This window comes from Cedecea sp. AS113, from assembly GCF_037152415.1.
GTDB lineage: Bacteria > Pseudomonadota > Gammaproteobacteria > Enterobacterales > Enterobacteriaceae > Cedecea.
The window spans coordinates 294,951-308,381 of the sequence record NZ_JBBCMI010000004.1; the positions used below are offsets into that span (position 1 = coordinate 294,951).

Below are 13,431 nucleotides of genomic sequence, written 5' to 3' on the forward strand. Positions count from 1 at the left end.
ATGATGAGGCGGCGCGCCTTTGACGCACCGCCCGCGCTTATTTCCCGGTCAGCATCTGCCAGAGAAACTCTTCGATCATGGCCTGGTGGGCCGCCGTCTGGCTATTTTCCGGCGCGCTGCCGTGGCCGGCATCCGTTTCCTCATACAGCCAGACGTTCTCGTGCCCTTGTTGCTGCATCCGCGCCACCATCCGACGCGCGTGGGCCGGGCTAACCCTGTCATCCTGGGTGCCGGTGGTGAACAGCGTGGGGGGATAATCCACATCGGCGGACACTTTGTCGAACGGAGAATAACGCTGCAGCCACTCTCGTTCTTCGGCAATGTCCGGGTCGCCATACTCGGCAATCCAGGAGGCTCCCGCGAGCCAGCGGGGATAATTCAGCATATCCAGCAGCGGGACTTCGCACACCAGCGCGCCAAATAATTCTGGGTAGTCGGTGAGCATATTACCGATCAACAGGCCGCCGTTGCTCCCACCCTGAGCGGCAAGCTTCGCGGCACAGGTCACTTTCCGCGCCGCCAGATCGCTTGCGACAGCGGTAAAATCTTCCCAGGCACGATGACGATGCTGTTTGAGCGCAGCCTGGTGCCATGCAGGGCCATATTCACCGCCGCCGCGAATATTAGCGACGACGTAAACTCCGCCTTTTTGCAGCCATGTCGCCCCTTTGGCACCGAGATAATGCGGCGTTAAAGAAACCTCAAATCCACCGTAACCGTACAGCAGCGTCGGATTATCACCGGACAGCGCCAGTGCTTTGGCGGCCACCTGGAAGTAGGGGACGCGGGTGCCATCCAGTGAAAGGGCAAAGTGCTGGGTCACGCTAAACTCTCCCGCGTCAAAGCAGGTTGGATCCTGTTTCACGAGGCTTAGCGTGTCGTCGTCCAGATCGCCATAGCTGAGACTGTGGGGCTGCAGGAAACCGTGGCTGACCAGCCGGTAGCGGTTACTTTCATCGTCGATGCCGCCGGCGGAAACGTTGGTGAAATCGGGCAGCTCAAGCGTTTTTATGCAGTGCCGCTGGCCGCCGTCGATTTTCACAACTTCGACCTTCTCAACGGCGTCCTGGCTCAGGTTCAGCAGAAGGTAATCGCGGGTTGAGCTGTAGCCTTGCAGCGTCGTGCGCGAATTTGGCGTGAAGAGCGAAATGAAATTGCGCTCACCTCGCTGAAAATCAGCTAAATCAATAGCCAGCAGAGCACCTGCAGGCCAGGTGGTCTCAGCGATTGTCCAGTCGGAATTAAGCGTCACCAGCAGCCAGTCTTTGAAAAATCCGCAGGAGGCATCTTCCGGAATGGCGATAAGCGTCAGGGTGTTGTGGCCGGTCAAAAGCCAGGTTTGCCCGTGGTAAAAGTCTTTGCTGCAGTGCACCACATCCCGCTCAAAACCGGGGGTATCATCATGCCAGGCGGAAACGGCCATATCCGTTGCTTCACCTGCGTAGATCAGCGGTGCATCCTGCGGTGATGTCCCTCGAGTCCAGCGATAGACACGGCGTGGATAGCCAGAGGTGGTGAGCGTATCATCCCCTGCATCGAGCGCCAGCAGCAGCGTGTTTTCATCCAGCCAACTGACCGAACTTTTGCTTTCCGGCAGGAAAAAGCCCTCGGGGATAAACGTTTTATTTACCAGATCAAATTCACGAATTTCACAGGCATCGCCGCCGCTGGATAAAAAGATCAGCGCCCGGGAATAGTCCGGGTGGAGGAGATCGGCGCCGTGATAGCTCCAGTTCGCGCCTTCCTCTTCGTTCAGGCGATCGACATCCAGCACCGTTTCCCATTCTGGTGCAGCGGTAAAGTAAGATCTTTCGGTGGTGCGGCGCCAGATGCCGCGAGGGTGTTCGTCATCCTGCCAGAAGTTATACACCTCGTTGCGGTAGTGGTTCCCCCAGGGAATGTTGGTTTTATCGTCCAGCGACAGCAGGATCGCGCCCCGCATCTGCTGGAAGCGCTCTCCCGTGGCAAACCTGTCCGTGGTGCGCTTATTTTGTTTTTCCACCCAGCTTAGCGCCGCGGCATCTTCCGGGGTTTCGAGCTGGCTAAGCAAATCCTGACTCACTGGCTGTGTCATCACGCGTCCTTTTGTTGGGTAACGGGCCTGCAATCGACCATATCATTATGCTTATGCCCATTACACCTGAAGGCTTTTGTGGTTTCTGCCAGCATGCTCGAATTTTTTCGTTTGCAAAACGAAGGGCTTAGCAAAAGTACGTGTTTTCTTACTTGAAGTGTCTTTTTTACCTGATACTGTATATTTAAACAGTATTTGTATTGGCGGTATCATGAATCTTCTCAAACCTGCGGCCTGTTGCCCGGACGCTTCCTTTCCTCTCTTTGCTGACCTGGTGCAATGCGGCTTTCCGTCACCGGCTCAGGACTATGTTGAGCAACGTATCGATCTTAATAAGCTGCTGGTGCGCAATCCCGGCGCGACCTATTTCGTAAAGGCGGCGGGGGATTCCATGGTAGAAGGGGGAATTGGCGAAGGGGACTTGCTGATTGTGGACAGCTCAAGAACCGCGTCACAGGGCGATATTGTGATTGCGGCGATTGACGGGGCGTTCACCGTGAAGCGCCTGCAGCTTCGCCCCACGGTGATGCTACTGCCGATGAACAGCGCCTGGGCACCGATTCCCGTCACCGATGAGGCCGAACTCGATATTTTTGGCATCGTCACTTTTATCATCAAAGCGGCGGGCTAAACATGTTTGCGCTGGTGGACGTCAACAGCTTCTACGCCTCCTGCGAAACGGCATTCCGCCCGGATTTAGCCGGAAAGCCGGTGGTGGTTTTATCCAATAATGACGGCTGCGTCATCGCCCGCTCTGCGGAAGCCCGGCCCTTTGTCAAAATGGGGGCGCCTTTTTTTAAACAGAAAGAGGCGCTCAGGCGGCATGGCGTGCTGACGTTTAGCAGCAACTACGAGCTGTATGCCGACATGAGCGAGCGGGTGATGGGCGTGCTTGAAGAGCTGCTGCCCAGGGTCGAGATTTACTCCATTGACGAGGCATTTTGTGACTTAACGGGCGTGAGCAATTGCTACAACCTGAAGGCCTTTGGCCAGACGATCCGCTCGACTATTCGCCAGCGCACCCGCCTGACGGTGGGCGTGGGCATCGCGCCGACAAAAACGCTGGCTAAACTGGCAAACCTGGCGGCAAAAACGTGGCAAGAACGAACCGGCGGAGTGGTTGATTTATCCCGCCCGAAGCACCAGCGCTGGCTTATGGCACAGCTGCCCGTGGGCGAAGTCTGGGGCGTGGGGCGGCGGCTGTCGAAAAAACTCGACGACATGGGCATCAGAACGGTTTTACAGCTTGCCGACGCGGATATTCGTTTTATTCGACGGCATTTCAGCGTGGTGCTGGAAAGAACCGTGCGCGAATTGCGCGGGGAATCATGCCTTGAAATGGATGAGTTCTCCGCCGCCAAACAGGAGATCATCTGCAGCCGCTCGTTCGGAGAACGCATTACCGAGTATGAGGCTATGCGCCAGGCGATCGGCAGCTACGCCAGCCGGGCGGCGGAAAAGCTGCGGGCTGAGCACCAATATTGCCGGGTGATCTCTGCCTTTGTGAAAAGCAGTCCGTTTGCCGTGAACGAACCCTATTACGGCAACTGCTCGTCCGTCTCGCTGCTCATCCCCACACAGGACAGCCGGGATATTATCCAGGCCGCGTTGCAGAGCCTGGACGCTATCTGGCAGGCGGGGCATCGCTACCAGAAAGCCGGCGTGATGCTGGGGGATTTTTTTAGTCAGGGCGTGGCGCAATTCGATTTATTCGACAACCATGTTCCACGCCCTAACGGCGAAAAACTGATGACCGTGCTGGACTTCCTGAATAAAAAGCAGGGCAAAGGCACGCTCTATTTTGCCGGGCAGGGCATACAGCAGCCGTGGGCGATGAAGCGCGACATGCTGTCGCCGCGCTATACCACTCGCTATGCCGATCTACCGCAGGCGTGGGTGTGCTGAATGTGCTGCCGTTACACATTCACATTTTCGGGAAGCGGAACAGCGATCGGTTCCCCGCACACCGTGACGCGTGGGCCGCCAAGTTCGTTCCAGCGGAATAAATTCAGGTGCCAGCCATCGGGAATACTTCGGGAACGGTCGATAATGCCATCGGCATTGGAGAAGCGAGCCCGGTCAGCATTTTGCCAGGAAGGCGGGTCGATATTTTGCTGCAGGGCGCTGAGCCAGCAGTGATTAGACAGATCGCGGTTGATGCCTAAAGCCAGGCATGAATATTCATCTCGCTGGTCCAGCACCCGCGCGTCTTCGACATACAGTGGGACGAGAAGCCGCGGCTTGCCGTCTTTTTGCATATGGGCGGCAACCGCCAGCCTTGCCCACTCAGGTACCGGGCTCATATAAAGAATTGTTTGCCCTGGCCGATGGTAACGCCCTGGGGAATCGGGCCGGGTGCGCGACAGCACGCTACTGAGGAACTCCGCCGGAACGGCGCGAAAAAAGAAACCGCTGACGTTTTTGAAATGAAGGTGGTTATCGGACACAATGGCACCTGGTTTGCTCAGAAAATTAGCAACCCTAGTTTAACCAGAACGTTGTGACAGAATTGCCATCGCAAAGACCGAAGCGTCTGTGATGATCGTGCTATGGCCAGAATAGTTTCGCCGCTGAACTTTTTTTCAACCGGCCTGTCAATATCACAGCAAGCATCATGGGAGAGCGTTTCGAAGTGAAAGGATTGTTGACAGCATTAATACTCATTGCCAGTTTTCTGATTGGCTGTGCGATGTATTACAAAGTGGGCTGCTGGTTTGAAGATGACATCATCAATTTTTACGCCGGAGACGAAGGGTAAGAGGTGGGTAACTGCGCGAGGCATCATACCCGGAATGTTTAACCTTTAAAGACGGAAAACTTTTTGGTCAGCGGTTTGAGTTTTTCCGTTTCGCCGTACAGCGCGATGCCAACAAAATCGAGCTCAGCGAAAGGCGTGTCGCGCGTATCTTTGATCTGCTGCTCAGAAGAGTGCGACAGCATGGTGGTGGTAAAGAAGTTATACAGCACGCCTTCTTCCCTGCATTTCTCCAGCGTCGTCCCCAACTGGCTGCTGTTTTTAGACTGAAGTACAACCACCGGATAATGGTTCATCTAGGCGCTTAAGCCGCTATCCTGGTTGGGATAGTCATGAAATACAGGCTCCTCGACTTTAAGCATAATACCGCCGCAGAGGTGGCCCACGGCATTCATTTGCACGCTGACGTCGGCAGTGCGGTTCACGATGACATACAGCTTATAGTCATTATCTTCGAACATTCTGGCTCCTTGTCTGTTTAAGCTTCTGCTTTGGCTGCTGATTTAGCTTAGGGCGAAAAGCTCAAGCATAGTAATCGTTTTTTTATCCGTCTTCCTGCTTGCGATCAATCTTCCCACCACATGAAAGTCATTCAAATATCAATCGTTATATATTATTTTATATAGCGATTAATAAGGAGAACAAATGGAACTTTACGTCTTTTATGTGGGCGGCAATGCCGGAAAATCCAATATCGAAGTGCATGACGTCCAGTTTGTGGCTGCAGAGAAGCCAGAGGACGCGTGGCCCGCTCTGCGGGCGGCCTGGTTTGGTGACAAAGATAAAATCCATATCGACGGGTACGGCAAGCTGCGTTGGGCCGACGGCTACCGCATTAGTCTTTCCGATAAACCCGTAGAGCAAACGCCAAAGCTCTTTTTTGTGAACGTCGGCGGCTACAGCCCGAAAACGCTGGCGGAGCTGCATGACTTTGATTTCTTCGTGGCTGAAAATCCGGCCCAGGCAAAAGAGAAGGCGATTGCGAACCTGCTGGTCGAAAGCTACCAGCAGCACAAAGACAACCTGAAAGATGTCGATGACTGCCTGCTGTTAGAAAGCGTGGGGGATTATTTTATCCATCTGGAAAAAGCGGAGCAGGGCGAACGCTTCAGGCCAGAATGGCAGGGCTATTTGCCGATTAGCGAATAGCGCTATTATTCCCAATGGAAAACGGTGCCTTAGCGAAAGGCACCGTTTTTACTGTTTCACTCGCTAACGCAGCAAAATTGATAAACTCACGCCTGAACCACGCGAATCTGCTAGCATACGCGCCTGCCCGTTATTATTAAGAGATGACCATTGTGACCGCTTTTTCCGTACTGAACGCTTTACCTGAAGCACAACTCGCCAACCTTAGCGAACTGGGGTATCACGAAATGACGCCCGTTCAGGAAGCGGCCTTGCCCGCCATTCTGGCCGGAAAAGACGTCCGTGCTCAGGCCAAAACCGGCAGCGGCAAAACCGCAGCTTTTGGCCTTGGCCTGCTGCAGCACATTGATGCCAGCCAGTTTTTAACCCAGTCGCTGGTGCTGTGCCCAACCCGCGAACTGGCCGACCAGGTCGCTAAAGAGCTGCGTCGCCTGGCGCGCTACATGCCAAATATTAAAATTTTAACCCTGTGTGGTGGCCAGCCGTTTGGCGTACAGCGAGACTCGTTACAGCATGCGCCGCACATTATCGTGGCCACGCCGGGCCGCCTGTTAGATCACCTGAAAAAAGAAACGGTGAAGCTGGAGGCTCTGCAAACGCTGGTGCTGGACGAAGCCGACCGTATGCTGGACATGGGCTTCGCCGACGCCATCGATGAAGTTATTGCCCATGCGCCGGCCAAACGCCAGACGCTGCTTTTCTCCGCCACCTGGCCTGCCGCCATTGCCGCTATCAGCGGGCGAATTCAGCGCGACCCGCAGACTATCGAAATTGATACCGTTGATGAGCTGCCGTCCGTTGAACAGCAGTTCTATGAAATCTCCCGCGGGGGCAAAATCGGCCTGCTGCTGGCGCTGCTCAGCAAGCATCAGCCGGCGTCCTGCGTGGTGTTCTGCAACACCAAAAAAGATTGCCAGGCCGTGTGCGATGCGCTGAACGAGCGACATCAAAGTGCGTTAGCGCTGCACGGCGACATGGAACAGCGCGACCGCGACCAGACGCTGGTGCGTTTTGCCAACGGCAGTAGCCGCGTGCTGGTGGCAACAGACGTTGCGGCGCGTGGGCTGGATATCAAAGCGCTGGAAATGGTCATTAACTACGAGCTGTCGTGGGACCCGGAAGTGCACGTTCACCGCATTGGCCGTACCGCGCGAGCCGGGCAAAGCGGGCTGGCTATCAGCTTCTGCGCCCCGGAAGAAGCGCAGCGCGCGAGCGTGCTGGCTGAAATGCTGAATCTTTCGCTGAAATGGCAGCAGGTGCCGTCCGGCGTTTCCGTGAAGCCGCTGGAAGCGGAAATGGCGACGCTGTGCATTGACGGCGGCAAGAAAGCCAAAATGCGTCCGGGAGATATTTTGGGGGCGTTAACCGGCGATATGGGGCTGGAAGGTGCGGACATCGGCAAAATCGACGTCCACCCAATCCATGTTTACGTTGCGGTGCGCCAGTCCGTGGCGCGTCACGCGTGGAAACAGCTGCAGCAGGGCAAAATCAAAGGTAAATCAGTGAAGGTTCGCCTGCTGAAGTAAACGCGTTTTCTCCTCCGCCTGACCTTCTCCCCCCAGGGGCGAAGGTATCTGAAACGGGGGGGGCGTGTTTTCCCCTCACCCTAACCCTCTCCCCATGGGGGAGAGGGGATAAAAGAACGCCAATCTACGTTTTCCCATTCTCTCTTCCAGAGCGACGGGATTAAAAAGAACGCCAATCTATGTTTTCCCCCTCTCCCTTCCAGGGAGAGGGCCGGGGTGAGGGGCATTCCCCCGATTACTCGCTAACCTTCTCCGCTTTACCCGCCAGCTGCGCCAGGAAGTCGTATCGCTTCTGCAAATCGGCGGCGGCATCTTTCCACAGCTGCTCGGCGACTTCCGGCTGCTGGGCGTTCAGGCGGCGGAAACGCTGCTCCTTCATTAACGTATCGGCCAGCGCATCGGACGGTGGACGGGAATCCAGCGCCAGCGGCACCTTGCCTTCATCAGCCCTACGCGGGTCGAAGCGATAAAGCGGCCAGAAGCCGGTGGCGGTCAGCTGGCGCATCTGATCGTGGCTCAGTGCCAGATCGTAGCCGTGCTCTTCGCAAGGGCTGTAGGCGATGATCAGCGATGGACCAGGATAAGCCTCCGCCTCCTGAATGGCCTTCATCGTCTGGTTCAGCTGTGCCCCCAGCGAAATCTGCGCGACGTACACATGGCCGTACATCATCATGCTGACGCCCAGATCTTTACGTGCTTTACGCTTGCCGTGCTCGCCAAACTTGGTGACGGCGCCCAGCGGCGTGGCTTTAGACGCCTGGCCGCCGGTGTTGGAGTAACACTGCGTATCCAGCACCAGAATGTTGACGTTTTCGGTCAGGCTCAGCACGTGGTCGAGGCCACCGAAACCGATGTCATAGGCCCAGCCGTCACCGCCAATCAGCCAGATAGATTTCTCCACCAGCGCGTCGGCATCGGTGACCAGCTGACGGGCATCAGCATCGTCAATGTTCGCCAAATGTTTACGCAGCTCGGCGACCTGTTCACGGCGGACTTCCGGTGTCGCTTCCGCGTGAAGCTGCTCATTAAGCTCGGCCGGAAGTTTATCGGCAAACTGTCCCAGTAAACGCATGACGCGGGCGCGGTGCTGATCCACCGTCAGGCGGAAGCCCAGCCCAAATTCGGCGTTATCCTCAAACAGCGAGTTAGCCCAGGCTGGCCCGCGGCCGTTTGCGTCGGTGGTGTACGGCGTGGATGGCAGGTTGCCGCCGTAAATAGACGAACAGCCGGTGGCGTTAGCGATCAGCATACGGTCGCCGAACAGCTGGGTCAGAATTTTAATGTACGGCGTTTCGCCGCAGCCTGAGCAGGCCCCGGAGTATTCAAACAGCGGCGTTAGCAGCTGCGAGGTACGGATATCGATACGCTCCAGGCTGGTGCGATCGATTTCCGGCAGCGCGAGGAAGAAGTCATAGTTCTCTTTCTCTTCTTCAACGTGTTCAAGGCGAGACAGCATATTAATCGCCTTGATTTCCGGGTTCTGGCGATCTTTGGCCGGGCAAACTTCTACGCAAAGGTTACAGCCGGTGCAATCTTCCGGCGCTACCTGCAGCACGTATTTCTGGCCGCGCATATCCCGGGACTTCACGTCCAGCGACTGCAGGGCTTCCGGGGCGCCTTCCATTGCCTCAGGCTGAACCACTTTGGCACGAATAGCCGAATGCGGGCAGGCGGCGACGCAGTGGTTGCACTGGGTACAAATATCCGGCTTCCAGATAGGAATCTCTTCGGCGATGTTGCGTTTTTCCCAGCGGGTCGTGCCCATCGGCCAGGTCCCGTCCGGCGGCAGGGCGGAAACCGGCAGGGCATCGCCGAGACCGGCGAGCATCGCGGCGGTAACGGTTTTCACAAAATCAGGTGCGGCGTCGGAGACGACCGGCGGACGCATCGCGCTTGCCGGGTTAACGTCCTGCAGAGGCACTTCGGCGAGGGAGTCACGAGCCAGCGCCAGCGCCTGCCAGTTACGCTCGACGATTTCCGTCCCTTTACTGCTGTAGCTTTTGGCAATCGCGCCCTGCAGCTCTGCCAGCGCGGTGTCGCCAGGCAGGATCTGCGTCAGGTGGAAGAATGCCATCTGCATTACGGTGTTGATACGGGCACCAAGATGACACTCGCGGGCGATCTTCGCCGCGTTAATGACGTACAGGCGAGCCTGCTTCTGATTGAGCACCGCCTGAACTTCCTGCGGCAGGCGACTCCACACCTCGTCGGCGGCGTAAGGCGTGTTCAGCAGGAAAATACCGCCGGGCTTCAGGCGCTCGGCCATCTGGTACTTGTCGATAAACTGCAGCTGGTGGCAGCCAACGAAATCGGCTTTCTCAATCAGGTAGGTGGAGTTGATCGGCTGCTCGCTCACGCGCAGATGAGAAACCGTCAGCCCTCCGGCCTTTTTGGAGTCATAAACGAAATAACCCTGGGTAAACCACGGCGTGGAGTTACCGATAATTTTGATATTGTTTTTGGTGGCAGACACGCTGCCGTCGCTGCCCAGGCCATAAAACAGCGCTTCGAGTTTAGCGCGGTTCGGCAGGGTATTTTCCGGCAACGGCAGCGACAGGTTGGTCACATCGTCGTAAATGCCCACGGTAAAGCGCGGGCGCGGTTTGGCTTCGCGAAGTTCATTGAAAATAGCCAGGACGCATTCCGGACCGAACTCTTTGGATGACAGCCCGTAGCGGCCCCCAATCACGCGAGGCAGCGTTTCGCGCTCGCCACGGCTTACCGCCTCGGCAAGCGCGGTCATCACGTCGAGATACAGCGGCTCAGCAAGGGCCCCCGGCTCTTTAGTACGGTCAAGCACCGCCACCTGACGCGCGGTTTGCGGCAGAACTTCCAGCAAATGTTCGGCGGAGAAGGGGCGGTACAGGCGCACTTTCAGCACGCCGACTTTTTCGCCCCTGGTCAGCAATTCATCGACAACTTCTTCACAGGTGCCGACGGCGGAGCCCATCACGATAATCACGCGCTCCGCTTCCGGGTGGCCGTAATACTCAAACGGACGATAGCTACGGCCGGTGGTGGCGGCAAAGTCGTTCATCGCCTGTTCAACGTGCGCGTAAACCGCGTTGTACCACGGGTTGGTCGCTTCGCGGGACTGGAAGTACGTATCCGGGTTGGCCGACGTCCCGCGAATCACCGGATGCTCCGGGTTCAGGGCGCGGGCGCGATGTTCATCGATCTCTTTTTGCGGCAGCAGGCCGCGAAGGGTATCGTCCGCCAGCGGCACAATTTTGTTGATTTCGTGCGAGGTGCGGAAGCCGTCGAAGAAGTGAATAAACGGCACGCGGCTTTTCAGGGTCGCAATATGGGAAATCAGTGCGAAGTCCTGTGCTTCCTGGACGCTGCTGGCGCACAGCATGGCGCAGCCGGTCTGGCGCACGGCCATCACGTCAGAATGATCGCCAAAAATGGAAAGCGCGTGGGTGGCCACGGTGCGCGCGGCAACGTGGAGAACAAATGGCGTCAGCTGGCCCGCAAGCTTGTACAGCGTCGGGATCATCAGCAGTAAGCCTTGCGATGACGTAAACGAAGTGGAAAGCGCCCCGGTTTGCAGCGCCCCGTGCACCGCGCCAATTGCGCCTGCTTCAGACTGCATCTCGACTACGCGAGGGACATCGCCCCATACGTTCTTCCTGCCGTCACCCGACCAGGCATCCGCCTGTTCCGCCATTGTCGAGCTGGGAGTAATCGGGTAGATGGCAATTACTTCGCTGGCACGAAACGCCACGGAGGCGACTGCGCCGTTGCCGTCGATAGTGATCATAAGACACCCTTACATTGCGCAAAATAAAGGGACTCGCCTGAAAGCCTGGAGCCCCGTTGTAATTCCTCAATTATAGTGTGTCCACCCTGGCCATTAGAAGTTATGGGCCTGCCGAGTGCACAAATTGATCCACGATTAACAGTGAAATAACCTGGGGACGTACTGCGCTGAATCATAAAAGGAATGAAGGATGCTCAGAAAACTCTGATGTTTTGGCTTGAAAGGTGATCTGTGCCACAAAAATCAACACATTTTATTGCCTTATGCTCTCGACGCAGCGGGAACCATGCGCCATTATGCAAAGGTTTTGCATATTCAGACGGGAGAGAGAAGCCATGCGCGCTGCGTTTTTAGCCGGTTGTGCCGCACTGTTATTATCGGCATGCAGTAATGAACCCCCTCAACAGGCCACTGCGGCCCACGTTCCTCCTGGCCTCAGGGCGGCAATGTCCAGCCAGGGCGAAGCGAACTGTGCGATGATTGGCGGTACGATGAGCGTTGCGCGTCAGCTGGACGGCAGCGCGATTGGCATGTGTGCCATGCCGAACGGCAAGCGCTGTAACGAAAACTCGCTTGCCGCTGGCACCTGTGGAAGCTACTGATTAATTAACGAGATCGGCCAGTTTGTACGTCAGCGTATGCTGGCCGCTCTTCAGCACCAACTGCTGGTTAGCCAGAGAAACTTTGGCCCCGCTGGTCAGCATGTCATTGATACGGTGATCCAGGTCGTTCAACAGCGGGTCGCTGCAAAGCATCATCGTCATGCCCACGCCTTTCGCCTTCAGCGTGTTGTGTTCCAGGGTTGCCTGGCCCATAAAGCGGTTACACATCTGACCATAAATCTGCATGTTTTCACCGAAGCTAAGCTCAGGCGCGCGTTTGCTGTTTTTCACGTCCAGAGGCTTACCGTCTACGCTCTCCAGCACAAAGCGATGGTGCTGCAAATCTTGTGCGGTCACGGCACCTTTATCGGAATCTGACGGCTGGGCGCAACCTGCCAGCACTACGCTTGCCAGCATCAGTGAAGCGAACTTTTTCATTTCTTCTCCCTAAGTTTTATCAGTCATCAATGAAAGCGCGCCACTTTCGCAGGATGTGGCGCATGAATCAGTAAGGATACTCTTAAAATTAACCGCCTCCTGCGAGAGGCGGGCGGAAAATCAATTCAACTGGTTCGGGCAAGGCTCGCCTTTTTCCAGCTGACGCAGGTTTTCAAGCGTCGTTTCGGAAATGCTGGTCAGCGCCTCCGCCGTCAAAAATGCCTGGTGGCCGGTAAACAACACGTTGTGGCAGGCGGAAAGGCGGCGGAACACGTCGTCCTGAATCACGTCGTTAGACTTATCTTCAAAGAACAGATCGCGTTCGTTCTCGTACACATCCATGCCCAGCGCGCCGATTTTCTGGTGCTTGAGCGCGTCGATGGCGGCCTGGGAATCAATCAGCCCGCCGCGGCTGGTGTTTATCACCATCACGCCGTCTTTCATTTGATCAAAGGCGGAGTGGTTGAGCAGGTGATAGTTTTCCGGCGTCAACGGGCAGTGCAGGGAAATAATGTCGGACTGCGCAAACAGCGTTTCGAGATCGACATATTCTACGCCTAAATCCAGCGCCGCTGCGCTCGGATAAGGATCAAACGCCAGCAGGCGCAGGCCAAACCCTTTCAGGATCCGCAGCGCGGCAACGCCGATTTTCCCGGTGCCGATCACGCCTGCCGTTTTGCCGTGCATGGTAAAACCGGTTAAGCCTTCGAGCGAAAAGTTGGCGTCACGTGTGCGCTGGTAGGCGCGATGAATGCGACGATTAAGGCACATCATCATCCCGATAGCGTGTTCAGCCACGGCTTCCGGCGAGTAGGCAGGGACGCGAACCACGGGCATACCAAGCTCTTTCGCCGCGTCTAAATCGACGTTGTTAAAGCCGGCACAGCGCAGCGCGATGAACTTAACGCCGTGTTTTTTTAGCTCTTCCAGCACCGGGCGACTACCATCATCATTAACGAAAATACACACGCCGTCGCAGCCGTTGGCCGTTTTGGCGGTTTTTTCGCTCAACAGGTCGGGTAAGGACATGGTGTTACCACCACATCCTCCCCTAAGAACCGTGCATGCGAGTTTCCCCGCACACGGCTCAAGCCTTTCTGGATCCACTTTCGCGAACCGGCTTC

The 13,431-nt window shown here is 56.4% G+C and carries 12 protein-coding genes and 1 pseudogene; 6 read left to right on the forward strand and 7 right to left on the reverse strand.

Annotated features, from left to right (window positions below; translation table 11 throughout):
• Positions 1 to 37: 37 nt before the first annotated feature.
• On the reverse strand, positions 38 to 2,074 hold the full coding sequence (locus WFN87_RS07205; RefSeq protein ID WP_336982298.1) for a prolyl oligopeptidase family serine peptidase: 2,037 nt from the start codon (positions 2,072 to 2,074) through the stop codon (positions 38 to 40).
• A 211-nt stretch (positions 2,075 to 2,285) separates the two neighbouring features.
• Between WFN87_RS07205 and umuD the strand changes: the two genes are divergently transcribed.
• Together umuD and umuC are read left to right on the forward strand one after the other, a co-directional pair.
• The gene (umuD, locus tag WFN87_RS07210) at positions 2,286 to 2,705 is read left to right on the forward strand and encodes a translesion error-prone DNA polymerase V autoproteolytic subunit (RefSeq protein WP_039293957.1); all 420 of its coding nucleotides are present in this window, start codon (positions 2,286 to 2,288) and stop codon (positions 2,703 to 2,705) included.
• A gap of 2 nt (positions 2,706 to 2,707) precedes the next feature.
• Positions 2,708 to 3,979, forward strand: a complete 1,272-nt coding sequence (gene umuC / locus WFN87_RS07215) for a translesion error-prone DNA polymerase V subunit UmuC (RefSeq protein ID WP_166992143.1) — start codon at positions 2,708 to 2,710, stop codon at positions 3,977 to 3,979.
• Between the two features lie 11 nt (positions 3,980 to 3,990).
• Here the strand turns inward: umuC and WFN87_RS07220 are convergent, their stop codons facing one another.
• The gene (locus tag WFN87_RS07220) at positions 3,991 to 4,521 is read right to left on the reverse strand and encodes an RES family NAD+ phosphorylase (protein WP_336707266.1); all 531 of its coding nucleotides are present in this window, start codon (positions 4,519 to 4,521) and stop codon (positions 3,991 to 3,993) included.
• A gap of 167 nt (positions 4,522 to 4,688) precedes the next feature.
• Here WFN87_RS07220 and WFN87_RS07225 point away from each other — a divergent pair, with 167 nt between their 5' ends.
• Complete coding sequence (locus WFN87_RS07225; protein WP_156107034.1) at positions 4,689 to 4,832, forward strand: hypothetical protein; 144 nt, start codon at positions 4,689 to 4,691, stop codon at positions 4,830 to 4,832.
• Between the two features lie 38 nt (positions 4,833 to 4,870).
• On the opposite strand, the gene WFN87_RS07230 is transcribed toward WFN87_RS07225, so the two are convergent.
• Entirely contained in the window at positions 4,871 to 5,125 is a 255-nt protein-coding gene (locus tag WFN87_RS07230) for a DUF2000 family protein (protein ID WP_336982297.1), read from the reverse strand.
• On the reverse strand, positions 5,126 to 5,290 hold the full coding sequence (locus WFN87_RS07235) for a hypothetical protein (RefSeq protein WP_336982296.1): 165 nt from the start codon (positions 5,288 to 5,290) through the stop codon (positions 5,126 to 5,128).
• A 184-nt stretch (positions 5,291 to 5,474) separates the two neighbouring features.
• Between WFN87_RS07235 and WFN87_RS07240 the strand changes: the two genes are divergently transcribed.
• Together WFN87_RS07240 and dbpA are read left to right on the forward strand one after the other, a co-directional pair.
• A complete protein-coding gene (locus WFN87_RS07240; RefSeq protein WP_008461379.1) occupies positions 5,475 to 5,978 on the forward strand; it encodes a DUF1543 domain-containing protein in 504 nt (167 codons plus the stop codon).
• A gap of 152 nt (positions 5,979 to 6,130) precedes the next feature.
• Positions 6,131 to 7,504 (forward strand): ATP-dependent RNA helicase DbpA, encoded by a 1,374-nt coding sequence (dbpA, locus tag WFN87_RS07245; protein ID WP_008461381.1) that lies wholly within the window; start codon positions 6,131 to 6,133, stop codon positions 7,502 to 7,504.
• A gap of 235 nt (positions 7,505 to 7,739) precedes the next feature.
• Here the strand turns inward: dbpA and nifJ are convergent, their stop codons facing one another.
• Positions 7,740 to 11,267, reverse strand: coding sequence for a pyruvate:ferredoxin (flavodoxin) oxidoreductase (nifJ, locus tag WFN87_RS07250; protein ID WP_166992150.1), 3,528 nt, complete (start codon positions 11,265 to 11,267; stop codon positions 7,740 to 7,742).
• 335 nt (positions 11,268 to 11,602) lie between these two features.
• On the opposite strand from nifJ, the gene WFN87_RS07255 reads away from it, so the two are divergent.
• A complete protein-coding gene (locus WFN87_RS07255) occupies positions 11,603 to 11,869 on the forward strand; it encodes a putative hemolysin (protein ID WP_008461385.1) in 267 nt (88 codons plus the stop codon).
• Here the strand turns inward: WFN87_RS07255 and hslJ are convergent, their stop codons facing one another.
• A complete protein-coding gene (gene hslJ, locus WFN87_RS07260; protein WP_008461387.1) occupies positions 11,870 to 12,307 on the reverse strand; it encodes a heat shock protein HslJ in 438 nt (145 codons plus the stop codon).
• Positions 12,308 to 12,427: 120 nt separating this feature from the next.
• A pseudogene (locus WFN87_RS07265) lies at positions 12,428 to 13,321 on the reverse strand (2-hydroxyacid dehydrogenase); the annotation flags it as partial.
• Positions 13,322 to 13,431 lie beyond the last annotated feature (110 nt).